Consider the following 18,135-nt stretch of genomic DNA (forward strand, 5'->3'; position numbering starts at 1 on the left):
CCTCGTGCACCTCCTGGACGTGCAGGTCGATCTCCTGGATGTCCTTGGGGACCATGGACACGGCGATGAAGGAGACGATCGCGATGCCGGCGATGTAGACGCCGATCGTCCAGGACATCCCGGTCTCGTTGAGCAGCAGCTGCGCGATCATCGGGGCGAACGCGCCGCCGATGATGGAGCCGAACGCGTAGCCGATCGAGACGCCCGAGTAGCGCACGCGGGCCGGGAACATCTCGGCGTAGAGCGCCGACTGCGGGCCGTAGGACGGGCCGAGGCCCACGGTGAGGATCACGATGGCCAGGGCGAACAGCGGCAGGGACGCGGTGTCGAGCAGGAACCACATCGGCACGGCCCACAGGATGATGATGGCGTAGCCGATCTGGAAGGTGCGCACGCGCCCGATCTTGTCCGAGATCCAGCCGCCGAACATCGTGAAGACGAGCCACCCGAGGCCGCCGATCAGGGAGGCGATGAGGGTCTGCGACCGGGGCATGCCCAGCACGTTGGAGCCGTAGGAGGCGAAGAACGCGATCACGAGGTAGCCGGCGGCGTTGTTGGCGGCGAAGATCAGGGCCGCGAGGGTGACCGGCTTCTTGTGGTGCTTGACCAGCTGGCCCAGGGGCGCGGAGGACTCCTTCTTGCGCAGCTGCATCTCCTTGAAGACCGGGGACTCGTCGACCGTCTTGCGGATCAGGTAGCCGACCACGATCAGCACCACGGAGGACAGGAACGGGATGCGCCAGCCCCACGCCTGGAAGTCCTCGGGGGACATCATCGAGGTGAGGGCGAACATGAAGGACGTGGCCAGCAGCATGCCCAGCGGCACGCCGATCTGCGGGTAGGCGCCGAAGAGCCCGCGCTTGTTCCGCGGGGCGTGCTCGACGGACATCAGCGCCGCGCCGCCCCATTCACCGCCCGCCGAGAAGCCCTGCATGATGCGCAGGACCACCAGGAAGATCGGGGCCCAGATGCCGATCGTGGCGTAGGTGGGCAGCAGGCCGATCAGCATCGTCGCCGCGCCCATGCCCACGAGGGTCAGCACCAGGACGATCTTGCGGCCGTACTTGTCGCCGAGGTGGCCGGCGACCACCGCGCCGAGCGGGCGGAACAGGAAGCTGATGCCCAGGGAGGCCCACGCGACGACCTGGGCGAGGCCGGCGTTCTCCTGCCCGAGCGGCGCGAAGTACAGCGGGGCCAGGACGAAGGCCGCGGCCTGGGCGTAGATGAAGAAGTCGTACCACTCGATGGTGGTGCCCACGAGGGTGCCGGCGAGGACCTTGCGCTCCTCGCGGGACATCTCGTGCCGCCCGGCCGGGGCGGATGAAGTGTGGACCATGGGAGTCTCCTGTGTGGGCGGGGACGGCGACGTCCTCGGCGGAACCGAACGCAACATGACCGAACGTTCGGTAGTTCAGTGAGATACTACGGGCGGAAGTGACGCCTGTCACCATCCGTGCGGAATAATCAAACATTGTATCACCAATGTGACACAGACCACCCCCTGGAGGAAACCGATGGCCGTCTACGCCCCCATCACCCTGGGCCGCGGCGCCCGCACCGTCGTCTGCCTGCCCGGCTGGTACGGCTCGGCCGACGGCTGGGGGCCCTGGCGCACGTACCTGGACACCGAGGAGTTCCGCTGGGTGTTCTTCGACTACCGCGGCTACGGCATCCGGATGGGCGAGACGGGCAGCTTCACGCTGGACGAGATCGCCAAGGACGTCCTCGCGGTGATCGACCGCCTGCCCGCCGGCCCCGTCCACCTCGTGGGCCACTCGATGGGCGGCTCGGTCATGCAGAAGGTCCTCGCGGAGGCTCCCGAGGGGCGGATCGGCAGGCTCGTGGGGGTCGCCCCCACTCCGGGGACGGGCACCGACCTCGACGACGACGCGCGGCGGCTGTTCGAGTCCGCCGCGGAGAACCCCGAGGCGCGGCGGGCCATCATCGACCTGACCTCCGGCCACCGGCTGCCCTCCGCGTGGCTGGACCGCATGGTGGAGAAATCGCTGCTGCGGTCCATCCCGGAGGCGTTCGCCGCGTACCTCCGGGCGTGGGCGGACACCGACCTCTCCGAGCAGGTCCGCGGCCGCACCAACCCCCTCCTCGCCCTGTACGGGGAGCACGACCCGGCCGTCACGGAGCAGTCCCTGCGGGACAGCTACGGCGAGCTCTTCCCGCACGCCGAGATCCGCCGGATCGGCAACGCCGGGCACTACCCGATGTTCGAGACGCCGCTCGCGCTCGTGGCCGACGTCGAGGAGTTCCTCGCCCGCTGACACGCGGCCGGGCCCGGCCCCCACGGAGAGGACCGGGCCCGGCGGCGTGGCGGGGGCGCCAGGGGCGGCGGCTCAGCGGTAGAGCCGCTCCGTGGCCAGGCGCGCGCCCTCGACGAGGGACTCGAGCTTGGCCCACGCGATCTGCGGGTGCAGGCGCCCGCCGAGTCCGCAGTCGGTCGAGGCCACGACGTTCTCGCGGCCCACCACGGAAGCGAACTGCTCGATCCGGTCCGCGACGAGCTCGGGGTGCTCCACGACGTTGGTGGAGTGCGAGACCACCCCGGGGATGATGACGCGGCCCTCGGGCAGCCGGTGATCGCGCCAGACCTTCCACTCGTGGGCGTGGCGGGCCGAGGCGCCCTCGAAGGTGTAGCCGCCGGCGTCGATGGTCAGCATCAGGTCCACGAGGTGCTTCAGCTCGAGGTCCGTGGTGTGCGGGCCGTGCCAGGAGCCCCAGCACAGGTGGAAGCGGACCTGCTCCTCGGGGATCCCGCGCAGCGCGTGGTTGAGGGCCTCGACGCGCAGCCGTGTGAACGCCAGATAGTCCTCGACCGTGGGCTCGGGGTTGATCTGGTCCCAGGACTCCGCGATGGAGGGGTCGTCGATCTGCACGGTCAGCCCGGCGTCGGTGATCGCCAGGTACTCCTCGCGCATCACGTCGGCGCACGCGTACACGAGCTCCTCGTCGGTCCTGTAGTACTCGTTGGTCACGCGCGCCGCGGAGCCGGGGGACAGGGCGGCGACGAACCCGGTCCCGGCGCCCGTGGCCTGCAGGGCGGCCCGGAGGTTGCGCACGTCCGAGGCCACGGCCTCCTGGCCGGTGTAGGTGAGCGGCCCGGTGATCTTGGGCTGCTTGGTCGAGGAGCGCCCGGTGAGGATGCCCGACGCCGGGTCCTCGTAGGCCTCCCGGAAGCGCTCGCGGTCCCGGCGGTCCGGGAAGCTCGTGAGCACGATGTTGCCGGGCGAGGAGCGCTTCTGCTCCGTGGACGCCCACCGGTCCTCGTCGGACGGCGTGAGCCCGCCGAGGCGGCCGAAGGAGTAGTTCCACCAGGCGCCGTAGTCCACGGCGCTGGACATGGTGTGCCCGTACTCGCCGTCGTTGACGACGTCCACGCCGATCTCGCGCTGTCGGCGCACCACGTCCTCGACGCCCGTGGCCAGCTCGCCGGTGAGCTGCTCGAACGTGATGGCGCCGTCGGCGTACTGCTGGTTCGCCTCCAGAAGCCGCGGGGTGCGCGGCAAGGAGCCCACGTGGGTGGTCTGCACGTGGTCGGTGTTCTGCATGGTCACGGGTGTCCTCCTGGGGAACGGCGGGGGAGTCGGGCGGGGCCGGTCAGGACCAGAGCCGGCGGGAGGCGAGCTCGGCGCCGCGGGCGAGGGTCTCGAGCTTGGCCACGGCGATCTGCGGGTGGATCCGCCCGCCCAGCCCGCAGTCGGTCGAGGCGATGACGTTCTCGCGGCCCACCTGGCGGGCGAAGCGCTCGATCCGGTCGGCCACGAGCTCGGGGTGCTCCACCACGTTGGTGGCGTGGGAGACGATCCCCGGGATGATGACCTTGCCCTCGGGCAGCTCGTGGTCCTGCCAGAGCTTCCACTCGTGCTCGTGCCGGGCGTTGGCGGCCTCGAAGCTGTAGCCGCCGGCCCTGATGGAGAGCATGAGCTCCACCAGGTGCTCGAAGCCGAGGTCCGTGGTGTGCGGGCCGTGCCAGGAGCCCCAGCACAGGTGGAAACGGACCTGCTCCTCCGGGATGCCCTCGAGGGCGTAGTTGAGGGCCTCGACCCGCTTGCGGGTGAACGCGAGGTAGTCCTCCACGCTGGGCTCGGGGTTGACCTGGTCCCAGTTCTCCGCGATGGAGGGGTCGTCGATCTGCACGATCAGTCCGGCGTCCGTGATCGCCCGGTACTCCTCGCGCATGACCTCCGCGCACGCGGTGAGGACCTCGTCCTCGTCCGCGTAGTGGGTGTTCTCCAGGCGGGCGCACGAACCCGGGGACAGCGCGGCGAGATAGCCCTCGCTCGCGCCCGTGGCCTGCAGGGCGGCCTGGAGGTTGCGGATGTCGGCCTCCAGCGCCGCGTGGCCCGTGTACTCCAGCTTCCCGGTGATCACCGGGAACGGCGCCTGCTTGCCCGTGGTGATGCCCGATGCGGGGTCCGTGTAGGCCTCGTCGAAGGCCTGGCGGTCCCGGCGGTCCCCGAAGCTCGTCAGGACGACGTTGCCGGGGGAGGCGCGCCGCGGCTCCTGCTCCCACAGCCCCACCTCACCGGGAGTGGGGCCCGAGATCCGGGCGAAGATGTAGTGCCACCACGCGCCGTAGTCGACCTCCGCAGCCATGACGTGGCCGTACTCGCCGTCGTTGACCACGTCGATGCCGAGCTCGCGCTGCCGGCGGACCACGTCGACCACCGAGTCCTGGAGGAGCTGGTCGTACTCGGCCTCGGGGATGCTGCCCTTCGCCCGGTTCGCCCCGAGCAGCGCCGGGGTCCGGGGGAGGGATCCGGCGTGGGTCGTGAGGATGCGCTCGGCACTGTGCAGCATGGGTCGCAAGTCCTTTCCATCGGTCCTGGCGGTAGCACCGGAGGCGGGACGGGGAACCGTCGCCCGGGTTGCTGCGGCGTCGTCGAGCCAGATCTCTCGGCCGCTCTGGATGGTGACCGTCCCATCCAAGCGCACCGGCGGGCGCGGCGCCATTCGGCGCCCGCGTGACGGGCGTGACGGATTGTGACGCGCGCGGTCCTGCTCGCCGTCGTGGTCCGGATCACATACCGTGACGGTGACCGGTGCCCCGGACCCGGTGGGCGCCGCGGACGGAAGGAAGGATCTCCATGTTCCAGGACAACGGCCTCGAGGGGCGCACCGCGCTCGTGACGGGCGGGGCGAGCGGCATCGGCCTGGCGGCTGCCCGGGCGCTCGCCGGCTCCGGCGCCCACGTGGTGGTGGCCGACGTCGACGAGGCCGGGGCGCAGCGCGTCGCCGACGAGCTGGGCGGGAGGGCCTGGGCGGTGGACCTGCTCGACACCGGGGCGCTCGCCGAGCTGAGCCTCGAGGTGGACGTGCTGGTCAACAACGCCGGCATCCAGAAGGTCTCCCCCCTCCACGAGTTCGACCCGGCGGACTTCCACCGCATCCTCGTGCTCATGCTCGAGAGCCCGTTTCTGCTGGTGCGCGCGGCGTTGCCCCACATGTACGAGAAGGGCTGGGGGCGCGTCATCAACGTCTCCTCCGTGCACGGGCTGCGGGCGTCCCCCTACAAGAGCGCCTACGTCTCCGCCAAGCACGGACTCGAGGGGCTCTCCAAGACCATCGCCCTGGAGGGCGCCGCGCACGGCGTGACGAGCAACTGCGTCAACCCCGGCTACGTGCGCACCCCGCTGGTGGAGAAGCAGGTCACCGACCAGGCTGCGGTGCACGGGATCCCCGAGTCCGAGGTGGTGGAGCGGATCATGCTCGGCGAGACGCCCGTCAAGAAGCTCGTGGAGCCGGAGGACGTCGGCAGCCTCGTGGCGTGGCTGGCCGGACCGCACGCGTCCATGGTCACCGGGGCGTCCTACACGATGGACGGCGGCTGGACCGCGCGCTGAGCCCCGCCCGCCCGGCGGGGCCCCCGGTGCCGGTCCGGTGCCGGCCCCGCCGGCTCAGCGGTGGCCCAGCTCCTGGGAGAGCCGGTGGGCCTCCGTGAGCAGGGCCCGCCCCAGGGGCTGCCGGCGCTCGCCGGTGAACCGGGGCTCGATGCCCGTGAGGCTCAGCGCGTAGACCGGCGCCCCCGTCGCGTCGAAGACCGCCGCGGCCATGCCCCAGCTGCCCTCGACGATCAGCCCCGGGTTCACCGCGAAGCCCTCCCGCCGCACGTCCGCGAGCAGGTCCCGGATCCGCTCGGGCGTGTGCAGCGGACCCCAGCCGGCGCGGGCCCCGGCCGTGGCCGCGAGGACCCGGTCCACCTCCGGGTCCGGGAGGTGGGCCAGGATCGCCAGCCCCGCCGAGGCCACGCCCAGCGGCAGCCGCAGTCCCTCGTACAGGACGTGGGAGCGGATGGGGAAGGCGCCCTCCACGCGCGCCAGGCAGACGGTCTCCATCCCGCGGCGGACCGAGAGGAACGCGCTCTCGCCGGTGGCCTCCGCGAGCCGGCGCAGCGAGGGACCGGCCAGTTCCCGGATCGGATAGCGGTGGGCCGCGACCGCGCCCAGCACGTACAGCTCCGGCCCCAGCTGCCAGGCCCCCGTCCCGGCGGCGCGCTCCACGAGACCCTCCTCGGCCAGACCCGTGAGCAGCCGGTGCACGGTGGGACGGGTCATCCCGGTCCCGGCCGCGAGCTCCGCCACCGTGCTGCCCTGCTCGCGGCCCGCGACGGCCCGCAGCAGCTGCCCCACCCGGTGGACCACCTGGGTCCCCGAACCGCTCGTCCGCTCCTGTCCCATGACTCCACTATATGGACACTGAGCGCACGAATGGCCGGATGCTGAGGAGAACTGCCGTCATTCCGGCAGTTCTGTTGACCGACATGTGGAGGCTCCCTAGATTGAGTGCTGAGTCACAGTCGCACCAGAGGAAGGGGCCAGGGTGTCCAAGGTCAGAGACAACGCCGCCGAGCTGCTGGCGGAGAGCCTGCGGGACGGCATGACGCTCGCCGTGGGCGGGTTCGGGCTGAGCGGGATCCCCCGGGATCTCATCGACGCGGTGCGGGACTCCGGGGTCACGGACCTCACGGTGGTCTCCAACAACATGGGTGTGGACGGCAAGGGCCTCGGGGTCCTGCTCGAGAACCGGCAGGTGAAGAAGGTCCTCGCCTCCTACGTGGGCGAGAACAAGCTGTTCGCCCAGCAGTACCTGGACGGGGAGCTCGAGGTCGAGTTCAATCCGCAGGGCACCCTCGCCGAGCGGCTCCGGGCCGGCGGTGCGGGCATCCCCGCCTTCTACACGAAGACCGGGGTCGGCACCCTCGTGGCCGAGGGCAAGCCGCACGCCGAGTTCGACGGCGAGACCTACGTGCAGGAGCGCGGCATCGTCGCCGACATCGCCCTGGTCCACGCCCACACCGGCGACTCCGACGGCAACCTCGTCTACCGCTACACCGCGCGCAACTTCAACCCGATCGTCGCGACCGCCGGGAAGGTCACCTTCGCCGAGGTCGAGCACCTCGTGGCGGTCGGCGGGATCCACCCGGACCACGTCGCGACCCCGGGCGTCTACGTCCAGCACGTCGCGCAGTACAGCGGCGCGCCCAAGGACATCGAGCAGCGCACCGTCCGCCCCCGCCCCGCCGGGCGGGCCACCCAGCAGAACGGAGACCAGGCATGAGCTGGACCCGCGACGAGATGTCGGCGATCGCCGCCGTCGAGCTCTCCGACGGCGACTACGTCAACCTCGGCATCGGCATCCCCACCCTCGTGGCCAACAACCTGCCCGAGGGCGTGAACGTGGTGCTGCAGTCCGAGAACGGCGTGCTCGGCATGGGCCCGTTCCCCTACGAGGGCGACGAGGACCCGGACCTCATCAACGCCGGCAAGCAGACCATCACGCTGCTGCCCGGGGCCTCGATCTTCGACTCCGCCACGTCCTTCGGGATGATCCGCGGCGGCCACGTCAAGATCGCGATCCTCGGCGCCATGCAGGTCTCCGGCACCGGAGACCTCGCCAACTGGATGATCCCCGGCAAGATGGTCAAGGGGATGGGCGGGGCCATGGACCTGGTGGCCGGCACGCCGCGCGTCGTCGTGCTGACCGAGCACGTGACCAAGGACGGCTCCGCCAAGATCAAGACCGAGTGCGACCTCCCCCTCACCGGCGTGCGTGTGGTCGACCGCATCGTCACGGACCTGTGCGTGTTCGACGTCGAGGACGGCGGACTCGTGCTGCGCAGCCTCGCCCCCGGCGTCACCGAGGACGAGATCCGCGAGAAGACCGAGGCGTCCTTCCGCACCGACCTGCAGGACGTCACCCCCGACACCGTCCCCACCGAGACCGCCGCCGCACCCGGCGGCGCTGAGGAGAACCGATGAGCACCGCCACCGACGTCGTCGTCCTGTCCGGCGCCCGCACGCCCCAGGGCAAGATCCTGGGCCAGCTCGCGTCCTTCACCGCGGCCCAGCTGGGCGCCCACGCCATCCGGGCCGCGCTCGAGCGCGCCGGGATCGCCCCCGAGCAGGTCGACTACGTGGTCATGGGCCACGTCCTGCAGGCCGGCGCCGGGCAGAACCCGGCCCGCCAGGCGGCCGTCGCCGCGGGCATCCCGCTCGACGTGCCCGCCGAGACCGTCAACAAGGTCTGTCTCTCCGGGCTCGTGGCCATCACCAACGGCGCCCGCATGATCCGTGCCGGCGAGGCCGAGATCGTCGTGGCCGGCGGCCAGGAGTCCATGACCAACGCCCCGCACCTCGCCACGGGCGTGCGGCAGGGCAAGGGCTACGGCGACCTCAAGCTCGAGGACGCCGTGGCCAAGGACGGGCTCGTCGACGTCGCCGCGTGCGTGTCCATGGGCTCCCTCACGGAGTCCGGCAACGGCGAGCGCTCGATCCCCCGCGAGGAGCAGGACCGGATCGCCGCCCAGAGCCACCAGCGCGCGGCCCGCGCCACGGAGGACGGCGTCTTCCGCGACGAGATCGCTCCCGTGACCGTTCCGCAGCGCAAGGGCGAGCCGCTGGTCGTCGACGCCGACCAGGGCATCCGGCCGGAGTCCACGGCGGAGTCGATGGCGAGGCTGCGCCCGGCGTTCGCCGAGGACGGCACCATCACGGCCGGGAACTCCTCGCCGCTGTCCGACGGCGCGGCCGCCGTGGTCCTGACCAGCCGGGAGTACGCCGAGCGCCATGGCCTCGAGTACCTGGCCGTGGTCGGGGCCCCCGGCCAGGTGGCCGGACCCGACACCTCGCTGCACTCCCAGCCGTCCCGGGCGATCGAGGCCGCCGTCGCCAAGGCCGGCTGGACCGTGCAGGACCTGGACTTCATCGAGATCAACGAGGCGTTCGCGTCCGTGCTGATCCAGTCGCTGCGGGACCTCGACTACCCGGTGGAGAAGGCCAACATCCACGGCGGCGCCGTGGCCGTCGGCCACCCGATCGGTGCCTCCGGGGCGCGCCTGGCGCTGCACGCGGCCCTCGAGCTCTCCCGCCGCGGGTCCGGCCGGGCCGCGGTGTCGCTGTGCGGCGGCGGCGGCCAGGGCGAGGCGCTGCTGCTCTACCGCGACTGACCCCCCGTCCCGTCCGCCGGGGCGAGCTCCTGCGGACGCGGCAGGGGGTGTACGCGACACCGTCCGGGGGGAGGGACCTCGGGGCGGAGGGACGACTGCGGCAGGTGCACGTCGCCCTGGCGCTGCGGGCCGCCACCGCTCCGGTGTCCGGGCACCCCTCGGCGGCGCGAGAAGCACCGCGCCGACGCCGGGCGGCGGATCCTGCGGACGGACCGGGCCACCGCCGTGCACCGGCCGGACGACCTGGTCGCCAGGATCCGGAAGGAGCCCGACGCGCGCGACCCCGGAGGCACCGGCTGACCCGTCGGGGCCCGGGGAACCACGGTTCGCCGTGGCCGTCCGGGCCCTGCCGGGTCACCCGGCCGGGACGTGGTCAGCGCTGCTGGGCGGCCAGGTCGAGCGCCTCCCGGATGGCGGCGGGATCGGGGTGGTTGATGGCCAGCAGCAGCACGGCCTTCGACAGGAACGCGAGCCGGGCCTCGTCACCGTCGGCGGCGTCCAGGCCCTCGCTGATGCCGCGCCAGACCGTCTCGACGGTCTCGGCCTCGGGGTCGGGGGTGCGCGTCCGGCGCTCGCCGACGGGTTCGCTGCCGGTGTGCCCGGCGGCGACGCCCGCGGCGATCCCGGCCGGGTCCGTGGTCTCTTCCGGCCCCAGCACGGCGGCCACCAGCCCCTCCGGACGCACGACGACGACGTGCTCGCCCTCGATGCCGAGCAGCTGCCGGTCCGCGGCGGACAGCGCGAGCGCGGTGGCCCCCTCGGCCGGGAACTGCCCCGCGAAGGCGTCGGCGGTGCGCCGGGCGAGCTCGGCGGTGCCGGGCGTGCCGAGCACGGTGAAGCCCGGACCGGTGGCCTCGTAGAGGGTGCTGCCCAGCTCGGGCAGGTGCGTGTCCGCGACGGGGTCGCCGGGGTGGAGCCCGGCTCCGGTGCCGGGCGTGGCCCAGTTGATGCGGGAGCCGCGGGCGTGGGTGGCCGAGGACTGCCGGGGGTCCACCAGGTGGCGCAGCGCGGGCCGGAGTCCGATCAGCGGCAGGACCGCCTCCCGCGACGCCTTGTAGCCGAAGGTGCCGGGCGTCATGAACAGCGTGCTCAGGGTGGCGTTGGAGATGTTCTGCTCCCACGCGTACCGGCGCTCCGCGGCGTAGGCGTCCAGCAGCGCGGCGTCCGCGGCGCCGGAGGCCACGGCGGCCAGCTGCCAGGCGGCGGTGGCCGCGTCCTCGAGCCCGGAGTTCATCCCGCGCACCCCGAAGATCGGCACGAGGTGGGCGGCGTCGCCGACGAACAGGACGTTGCCGTGGCGGAACTCGTCGAGGGCCAGGGCGCGGGCGCTGTAGAGGCTCGACCAGACCATCTCCCACTGTGCGTCCGTCTCGCCGAGCCAGTCCAGGTGCTGGGTGATCCGGTCCCGGATCACCTCGGGGCGCTGCTCGTGCTCGGCGTCGTCCTCGTCGCGCAGCTGGTAGTCGATCCGCCAGATGTCGTCGGGCTGCTCGTGCATGATGATCGTGGATCCGCGGTTGGACTCGGGGTCGAACCACACGAAGCGCTCGGTGGGCCAGTCGTTGACCCACTTGATGTCGGCGATGACGTAGCGGCCCTCGTAGCTGGTCCCGTCCAGGCGCAGGCCCAGGGACCGGCGCACGGCGCTGCGGGCGCCGTCCGCGGCGGCCACCCACGAGGTGGTGAGCGTCCGCTCCCCGTCCGGCGTGGCCAGCACCAGGTCCACCACCCGGTCGCTGCCGTTCGCCGGGGCGTCGGCCGGGCGCTCGTGCACGTCCGTGACCTCGCAGGAGGTGAGCACCGTGGCGTCCGGCTCGGCGAACAGGGCCTCGTACAGGTACTGCTCGATGTCCGCCTGCGAGATGTTGACCATGGGCGGGCGCACGAACTTCTCGTCGTTGGGCATGACGAACTCGAGGACCTGCTGGTCCCGGTAGAAGCTCTTGCCGCGGTCCCACACCAGGGAGCGCTCCTGCACACGGCCGCCCACGCCGAGCCGGTCGAGGATCTCGAGGGAGTGGCGGGAGGTGCAGATGGCGCGCGAGCCGACCGAGACGGTGTCCCAGGCCTCGACCAGCACGGTGGGGATCCCCCGCCGGGACAGCCCCAGCGCGGTGGCCAGGCCCACCGGGCCGCCGCCGACCACGGTCACGGCCTGCACCTCGTCCCAGAAGCCTGGGGCGGGCGGGGTGTGGGGGACCGAGAAGGAGTTCAGAGCGGACATGGGGCCTCCGGATCGACGCGTCGTTGCTCCGTCGATGCTAGGCGGGTCGCCGCCGAATGATCAATGGTTGAACTATTTGAGGGCCTCCACTGTTCTGCCGGGCCGCCGTGCCCGGCGGTGGCGGGGCGGCCGGTCCGCCGGACTACTTGCGGGCTCGCGCGCCGATCCGCTCGCGCTGCTCCATGAGCTTCTCCAGCAGGCTCACGAGCGTGCGCTGTTCCTCCTCGGTCAGGGCCTCGGCCCACTGGCTCTCCCGGTCGTTCTGGGCCCGGACCGCCGTGCGGATCTTCGCCTGTCCGGCGTCGGTGAGGTGCAGGGTCACGGACCGGCCGTCGGCCGGGGACGCCTCCCGCCGGAGCAGGCCCTTGCCGACCAGCGTGGCCGTCAGGTTGGAGACCGCCGCGCGGCTCATCCCGGTCAGGCGGGCGGCCTCGTGGGGGTTGAGGGGGCCGGCGACCCAGAGGGCCAGGAGCAGCCGGAAGCTCGACCAGGTCCCGCCGGCGGGGCGGTGGATCGACGACTCGAAGTCGTAGACGGCGGTGCTCGAGGACCGGTTGAGCGAGAGGAACACCCGGTTGGCCTCGAGGTCCGCGTCGGGGAACTCCTCGGAGATCCGGCGCTGGGCGGCCTGGACGAAGGACCAGTAGTCCGGCAGCGCGGCGGCCGAGGACGACTCGGAGGGCTCTGAGCGGTCGGTGAGAGGCATGACGTCGATTCTATGGGAGGGGTTGCCCCATATAGTACAACGCTTTACTATCTGGGGGAGAGCTGGATCACACACCGCCACACGCAAGGAGATGGTCATGGCCTACTACCGGCAGCTGGGCCCCGTGCCCAAGCAGCGTCACACCCTGTTCAAGGACGACGAGGGCAACATCCTCTTCGAGGAGCTGATGGGCGAGGAGGGCTTCTCCTCCGACTCGTCGCTGCTCTACCACCGGCACATCCCCTCGGCGATCGTCGGGACCCGCGGCTGGGACCTGCCCGACCAGACCCTGACCCCCAACGACCCGCTGCTGCCGCGGCACCTCAAGCTGCACGAGCTGTTCACCGAGGAGCAGGCCGCCGAGACCGACGCGGTGACCGGACGCCGGCTGGTGCTGGGCAACTCCGACGTGCGGCTCTCTTACGCCTGGGTGGGGAAGACCTCCCCGCTGTACAAGAACGCCGTGGGCGACGAGTGCGTCTACGTGGAGCGGGGCTCGGCGCTCGTGGAGACCCAGTTCGGCGCCCTGGAGGCCGCCGAGGGCGACTACGTCCTGATCCCCCGGGCCACGATCCACCGCTGGGTGCTGCGGGAGGGCGAGACGGCCCGCCTCTACTTCACCGAGGCCAACTCCCACATCACCCCGCCGCACCGCTACCTGTCCAAGTACGGGCAGCTCCTCGAGCACGCCCCTTACTGCGAGCGCGACCTGCGCGGGCCCACGGACGTGCTGCTGCGGGACGAGGCGGACGTCGAGGTCTACATCAAGCACCGTGGCCGCGGGCCGTCGGGCCTGGACGGGACGGTCCACGTCCTGCCGCAGCACCCCTTCGACGTGGTGGGCTGGGACGGGTGCCTGTACCCGTACACCTTCAACATCAAGGACTACATGCCGATCACCGGCAAGGTGCACCAGCCGCCGCCCGTGCACCAGGTCTTCGAGGGGCACAACTTCGTGATCTGCAACTTCGTGCCCCGGAAGGTCGACTACCACGAGCTGGCCGTGCCCGTGCCCTACTACCACTCGAACGTGGACTCGGACGAGGTCATGTTCTACGTGGACGGGGACTACGAGGCGCGCAAGGGCTCGGGCATCGGCAAGGGCTCGATCTCGTTGCACCCGGGCGGGCACCCGCACGGTCCCCAGCCCGGGGCGATCGAGAAGTCCCTGGGCGTGGAGTACTTCGACGAGACCGCGGTCATGGTCGACACCTTCCAGCCGCTCGCCCTGGGCGAGGCCGGGCTGGCCGGCGACGACGGCAAGTACGTCACCTCCTGGACCCCCGGCCGGGAGTGGACCGGTGGGCTGTGGTCGAACTCGTGAGCGCCGCCCCGACCACGGACACCGCCGAGCGGACCGTCCCGGCCCAGTTCGCCGGGTTCTTCGACGACGCCGCGACGTTCCCGCCGGGACTCGCCCCGCTGGAGAAGGCGGTCACGGACCACGTGGCGCGGTGGGCGAACCCGCTCGTCGCGGCCGTGGGCCCGGTCGTGCTGGCGCTGAAGGACCTGCCCGAGGCCAAGCGCATCGCGGCCGGCCTCGACAGGCAGGGGCGGCCCGTGGAGGTCTCCGCCGTCGTCCCCGCAGGGCGGCTGCAGGCGGCCCTGGAGGCGGCCGAGCGGATCGGTCCCGAGCTGCGGATGGTGGCGGTCGAGCTCAAGACCGACCCGTCGGACGCGGACACCTGGAGGGCGCAGATCGCCGAAGCCGCCCAGGTGCAGGACGTCCCGGTCTTCGTGGAGCTGACCGCGGACCAGGTCCGCGGCGGTGCCCTCGAGCTACTGGAGGGCACCGGCCTGCGCCTGAAGTACCGCACCGGCGGGATCGAGGCGCACCTGTTCCCGAGCCCCGAGCAGCTCGCCGCGGTGCTCGTCGAGGCCGTGTCGGCGCGGATCCCGTTCAAGCTCACCGCCGGGCTGCACGAGGCCGTGCGGTACACGAGCCCGGACACGGGGTTTCCCCACCACGGCTTCCTCAACATCGCCCTGGCCACCGAGGCGGCGCGGGCGCACGAGCCCGCCGAGCGGGTGGCCCGCCTGCTCACCGAGACGGAACCGGAGCCGCTCGTCGAGCTCGCCCGGAGCTCCGACGGGTCCTGGCGGGAGTCGTTCACGTCCTTCGGGACGTGCAGCGTCGGCGAGCCCGCCGCGAGCCTCGAGCACCTCGGCCTCTTCCCGCACGGTCTCACCTGACACCGCGCCCTCCCGCTCCCGGACACCCCTGGCGCCCCGGGACGGGAGGGCGGCGCCGTCTTCCGCTGTCCCCCGCTTCGAAGGAGATCCACCCGTGAGCACTGCCGCCGACCGCTTCGCCACCGAGGGCTTCGGCCCCGAGAACCTGCCCTACGCCTCCTTCTCGCCCACCGGCGGCGGCCCCCGCCTCGGGGTGCGGCTGGGGGACCGGGCGATCGACGTGAACGCGCTGGCCACCGCGCTCGACACCACCGGGCCCGTGCTGCCCGCGGGCGCCCACCCGGCCGTGCTGGCGCCGAACCTCGACGTGCTCCTCGCGGCCGGGCACGAGACCTGGACCGCGCTGCGCTCCTGGCTCGTCGAGGTCGTGACCACCGACGGGCCGGCCGACGCGGTGGAGTCCTCCTCCCACCCGGTGGAGGAGATCGAGCTGCACATGCCCTTCACCGTGGCCGACTACGTCGACTACTACGCCTCCGAGCACCACGCGTCCAACGTGGGGAAGATGTTCCGCCCCGACCAGGCCCCGCTGCTGCCCAACTGGAAGCACCTGCCCGTGGGCTACCACGGCCGCGCCGGCACCGTGATCCCCTCCGGGAAGGACTTCCCCCGCCCCAAGGGCCTGCGCCCGGAGCAGGACGGCACGCCCAGCTTCGGACCCTCCCGGCGCCTGGACATCGAGGCGGAGATCGGCTTCGTCCTGGGCGGGGCCGCCCCCGGGGGAGAGGTCTCCCTGGAGCAGGCGGCCACCGAGCACCTCTTCGGGGTGGTGCTGTTCAACGACTGGTCCGCCCGGGACATCCAGGCCTTCGAGTACGTCCCGCTGGGCCCCTGCCTCGGCAAGTCCTTCGCGTCTTCCATCTCGCTGTGGGTCGTGCCCTTCGCGGCCCTGTCCGCCGCCCGCGTCGAGCCCCCGGCGCGCGAGCACCAGCTCGCCCCCTACCTGGACGACGAGGGCAAGGACCCGTGGGGCCTGGACATCACCATGGGCGTCCTGGTCGACGGGCAGAGCGTCGCCCACCCCCCGGTGCGCACCATGTACTGGACCGCCCCGCAGATGGTCGCCCACATGAGCGTCAACGGCGCGTCCCTGCGACCGGGCGACTTCTTCGGCTCCGGCACGGTCTCCGGGCCCGAGCGCGACCAGCGCGGGTCCTTCCTGGAGCTCTCCTGGGGCGGGAAGGAACCCTTCGCCCTGCCCGACGGCACCGAGATGACGTTCCTGCAGGACGGCCAGACCGTGACCCTCACCGGCACCGCGCCCGGCCCCGGCGGCTCCGTCATCGACTTCGGCGAGTGCACCGCCACGATCCTGCCCGCCACCTGAACGCCGGGTCCGGTCCCCGCCGGCGACCACGCTGCTCGCCGGCGGGGGCTGGACCGACCACGGCCGGGGAGCCGGCCGCTCAGGCGGTGCGCTCCGGGACGCCGCGGTCGGTCCCCCGGCGCAGGAGGTCGGCGCTCGAGGGGACGCGCGGGTGGTACCGGCGGTCGAGCAGGGTGTTGGCCGCCCAGGCCAGCAGGTCCCGCTCACGGGCCGGCAGCTCCAGGCACTGGTGCAGGTACGCGCCGACCTCGATCTCGTCGGCGGTCCCGCCGAGGCTGAGGTAGCGGACCCAGAGCCTGCGGTGCCTGATCGACGCCCGCTCGAGCGCCTGGTGCAGTCTGACGGCCTGTTCCCGGCCCAGGGAGTCGTCCATCGTGGTTCCTTCCGTGCGGTGCGGGGGCGTGGGGCCGGGTGCCCGAGCACCGGACGGAGCGTGCCTCCGCGCCCACAGCCTCCACGGTAGGAAAGCGGCCGCGCCGGAGCCACGCTATTAGCGGAGGTACAGCATTGTGTCCCTGCGTGAGGAAGCGTCCGGCGCGCTCCCGGTCGACGCCGAGGCCGAACCGGCACGGCGGACCGCCGGCCTCAGCGCCGGCCTCAGCGCCGTTCCGCCGGTGAGCTCACCGCTCCCGCCCGAGGCGCCGGAAAAGATCGCCGGGTCTCGGGCGCACGTGGTGAGTTCGGCGGGTCAGGAGCCGACGACCGCCCCGTAGAGCTCCTCGAAGCGGGCGCGGACGGTGCGGTAGTGCTCCGCGCGACCGGGCGCCGGCTCGTGCTCCGGCCCGTAGGGCGGGCGGGTCCGCTCGACGTCCGGGGCCAGCGACTCGAGGGCGAGCAGGGCCGTGCCGCGCAGCGTCGCACGCTTGAACTCGGCCCGCGCCACGGGCTTGCCCAGGGTGTCGGCCAGGATCTGCATCAGCCCGGGGACGTCCTGCGACGCGCTGCCCGAGGCCACCACGCGCTCCACGCCGCCGGCGACGTCCTCGAGCTGGTCGGCCACGCGCGCGTAGGAGGCCGCCACGCCCTCCAGCACGCCCCGCGCGAGGTCCGCGCCGGTGGACGCGGCGGTCACGTCGGCCAGCACCGCCCTGGCGCCGCCGGCCCAGCCGGTCGAGCGCTCGCCGGTGAAGAAGGGCAGCACCACCGGGGTGCCCTCGGCGACATCGGCCTCGGCGACGTCCTGCAGCGTGGTGTCCTCCGGCAGGGCGACCGTGTCCCCGAGCCAGCTGATGGCCCGTCCGACGTCGTTGAGGGCCCCGCCCAGCAGGCACCGTTGCGCGTCGATGCGGTAGCACCACAGACCGCTCGGCACCCGCTCGGGGATCTCGTGCAGCAGCACGCGCGCGGCCCCGGAGGTGGCGGCCGAGACCACCAGCGTCGAGGCGTCGGCGCCGCCGGAGCCCAGGTTGGCGCTCAGCCCGTCGGCCACGGGCGCGAACCAGTGCGCCCCCTCGAGGGTGGGCCACCGCTCGGCCACGGAGGCGGCGACGTCCGGGATCGGCTCGTGCGGGTCGAGGACGGGGCTGAGCTGCTCGGCGTCCAGGCCGCAGGCCAGCAGCAGCGGTTCGTCCCACCGGCCCGTGCGCCGGTCCAGCATGCCGGTCCAGGCGGCCGTGGCCGTCCCGGCGCGCGCGGTGCCGAGCAGGCGCAGGTGCACGTACTCGCCCAGGGACATCCACCGCCGCGCCCGCTCCCACGTCCGCGGGTCGGTCTCCCGGATCCAGCGCAGCCGCGGCGCCAGGTAGGAGGTGTGCAGCCGGGCGCCGGTGCGCTGCAGGGTGGCGGGCTCGTCGAGCTCGGCGCGCAGGCCGGCCAGCTGCTCGGCGCACCGGGCGTCCGCGTAGGTGAAGCAGGGGGTGACGGCCTCGTCGTCGGCGCCGACGCCCACGAGCGAGGACGCGAAGGTGTCCAGGGCGACGCCCGCCACCCGGCCGGCCAGCGCGGGATCGGCCAGGACCAGGTCGAGGATCCCGGCCAGCTCCTCGGTGACCTGGTCGGGATCGATCACGGAGGTGCCGTCGGCCGCCGTGCGGAACTCGTGCTCGATCTTGTGCCGGTAGCCGAGCACCGGGGTCCCCGTGGCGTCGTGCAGACCGCCCCGGCTGCCCGTCGAGCCGACGTCGAGGGCCATCACCAGCGGGTCGACGGCGTCCTGCAGGTGCACGCTGAAGTCGGCGCCGTCGTCGGGCCGCGGGGGCGTGGGGGGCTTGCTCATGGGACGCATCCTC

The 18,135-nt window shown here is 72.6% G+C and carries 16 protein-coding genes and 1 riboswitch; of the genes, 8 read left to right on the forward strand and 8 right to left on the reverse strand.

Features of this window, described 5'->3' with window-relative positions:
* The coding region (locus tag ACH9D2_RS13395; protein ID WP_396362175.1) for an MFS transporter at window positions 1-1,336 on the reverse strand (1,336 nt) is incomplete at its 3' end.
* A gap of 178 nt (window positions 1,337-1,514) precedes the next feature.
* Here ACH9D2_RS13395 and ACH9D2_RS13400 point away from each other — a divergent pair.
* Window positions 1,515-2,276 (forward strand): alpha/beta fold hydrolase, encoded by a 762-nt coding sequence (locus tag ACH9D2_RS13400; protein WP_396363303.1) that lies wholly within the window; start codon window positions 1,515-1,517, stop codon window positions 2,274-2,276.
* A 72-nt stretch (window positions 2,277-2,348) separates the two neighbouring features.
* Here the strand turns inward: ACH9D2_RS13400 and ACH9D2_RS13405 are convergent, their stop codons facing one another.
* Both ACH9D2_RS13405 and ACH9D2_RS13410 read right to left on the reverse strand, forming a co-directional pair.
* A complete protein-coding gene (locus tag ACH9D2_RS13405) occupies window positions 2,349-3,560 on the reverse strand; it encodes a cobalamin-independent methionine synthase II family protein (RefSeq protein ID WP_396363332.1) in 1,212 nt (403 codons plus the stop codon).
* 49 nt (window positions 3,561-3,609) lie between these two features.
* On the reverse strand, window positions 3,610-4,812 hold the full coding sequence (locus ACH9D2_RS13410; RefSeq protein ID WP_396363304.1) for a cobalamin-independent methionine synthase II family protein: 1,203 nt from the start codon (window positions 4,810-4,812) through the stop codon (window positions 3,610-3,612).
* 13 nt (window positions 4,813-4,825) lie between these two features.
* Window positions 4,826-4,928: riboswitch (SAM riboswitch) on the reverse strand.
* Window positions 4,929-5,099: 171 nt separating this feature from the next.
* On the opposite strand from ACH9D2_RS13410, the gene ACH9D2_RS13415 reads away from it, so the two are divergent.
* Window positions 5,100-5,855, forward strand: a complete 756-nt coding sequence (locus ACH9D2_RS13415; RefSeq protein ID WP_396363305.1) for a 3-hydroxybutyrate dehydrogenase — start codon at window positions 5,100-5,102, stop codon at window positions 5,853-5,855.
* Between the two features lie 54 nt (window positions 5,856-5,909).
* Here the strand turns inward: ACH9D2_RS13415 and ACH9D2_RS13420 are convergent, their stop codons facing one another.
* A complete protein-coding gene (locus ACH9D2_RS13420; RefSeq protein ID WP_396363306.1) occupies window positions 5,910-6,689 on the reverse strand; it encodes an IclR family transcriptional regulator domain-containing protein in 780 nt (259 codons plus the stop codon).
* 142 nt (window positions 6,690-6,831) lie between these two features.
* Between ACH9D2_RS13420 and ACH9D2_RS13425 the strand changes: the two genes are divergently transcribed.
* From ACH9D2_RS13425 to ACH9D2_RS13435, 3 genes are read left to right on the forward strand one after another with little or no spacing between them, the layout of a single operon-like run.
* Window positions 6,832-7,569: a CoA transferase subunit A gene (locus ACH9D2_RS13425; RefSeq protein WP_396363307.1), complete on the forward strand. Its 738-nt coding sequence runs from the start codon at window positions 6,832-6,834 to the stop codon at window positions 7,567-7,569.
* A complete protein-coding gene (locus ACH9D2_RS13430; RefSeq protein ID WP_396363308.1) occupies window positions 7,566-8,270 on the forward strand; it encodes a CoA transferase subunit B in 705 nt (234 codons plus the stop codon). Before ACH9D2_RS13425 ends, ACH9D2_RS13430 begins: the two co-directional genes overlap by 4 nt.
* Window positions 8,267-9,457 (forward strand): acetyl-CoA C-acetyltransferase, encoded by a 1,191-nt coding sequence (locus ACH9D2_RS13435; RefSeq protein WP_396363309.1) that lies wholly within the window; start codon window positions 8,267-8,269, stop codon window positions 9,455-9,457. The genes ACH9D2_RS13430 and ACH9D2_RS13435 overlap by 4 nt, the downstream gene beginning before the upstream one ends.
* 373 nt (window positions 9,458-9,830) lie before the next feature.
* Here ACH9D2_RS13435 and ACH9D2_RS13440 read toward each other — a convergent pair whose 3' ends face one another.
* Both ACH9D2_RS13440 and ACH9D2_RS13445 read right to left on the reverse strand, forming a co-directional pair.
* Complete coding sequence (locus ACH9D2_RS13440) at window positions 9,831-11,681, reverse strand: FAD-dependent monooxygenase (protein WP_396363310.1); 1,851 nt, start codon at window positions 11,679-11,681, stop codon at window positions 9,831-9,833.
* Between the two features lie 142 nt (window positions 11,682-11,823).
* Complete coding sequence (locus ACH9D2_RS13445; protein WP_396363311.1) at window positions 11,824-12,387, reverse strand: MarR family winged helix-turn-helix transcriptional regulator; 564 nt, start codon at window positions 12,385-12,387, stop codon at window positions 11,824-11,826.
* A 97-nt stretch (window positions 12,388-12,484) separates the two neighbouring features.
* Between ACH9D2_RS13445 and ACH9D2_RS13450 the strand changes: the two genes are divergently transcribed.
* From ACH9D2_RS13450 to ACH9D2_RS13460, 3 genes are all read left to right on the forward strand, one after another.
* Complete coding sequence (locus tag ACH9D2_RS13450) at window positions 12,485-13,711, forward strand: homogentisate 1,2-dioxygenase (RefSeq protein ID WP_396363312.1); 1,227 nt, start codon at window positions 12,485-12,487, stop codon at window positions 13,709-13,711.
* Window positions 13,708-14,580 (forward strand): hypothetical protein, encoded by an 873-nt coding sequence (locus ACH9D2_RS13455; protein ID WP_396363313.1) that lies wholly within the window; start codon window positions 13,708-13,710, stop codon window positions 14,578-14,580. Before ACH9D2_RS13450 ends, ACH9D2_RS13455 begins: the two co-directional genes overlap by 4 nt.
* Window positions 14,581-14,674: 94 nt before the next feature.
* Window positions 14,675-15,907, forward strand: coding sequence for a fumarylacetoacetate hydrolase family protein (locus ACH9D2_RS13460; RefSeq protein WP_396363314.1), 1,233 nt, complete (start codon window positions 14,675-14,677; stop codon window positions 15,905-15,907).
* A gap of 79 nt (window positions 15,908-15,986) precedes the next feature.
* On the opposite strand, the gene ACH9D2_RS13465 is transcribed toward ACH9D2_RS13460, so the two are convergent.
* Together ACH9D2_RS13465 and ACH9D2_RS13470 are read right to left on the reverse strand one after the other, a co-directional pair.
* Window positions 15,987-16,280, reverse strand: a complete 294-nt coding sequence (locus tag ACH9D2_RS13465) for a hypothetical protein (RefSeq protein ID WP_396363315.1) — start codon at window positions 16,278-16,280, stop codon at window positions 15,987-15,989.
* 315 nt (window positions 16,281-16,595) lie between these two features.
* Window positions 16,596-18,122 carry an FGGY family carbohydrate kinase gene (locus tag ACH9D2_RS13470; protein ID WP_396363316.1) on the reverse strand — a complete coding sequence of 509 codons (1,527 nt, stop codon included), beginning with the start codon at window positions 18,120-18,122 and terminating at the stop codon, window positions 16,596-16,598.
* Window positions 18,123-18,135: the final 13 nt, after the last annotated feature.

This window comes from Kocuria rhizosphaericola (assembly GCF_044462205.1).
GTDB lineage: Bacteria > Actinomycetota > Actinomycetes > Actinomycetales > Micrococcaceae > Kocuria > Kocuria rhizosphaericola.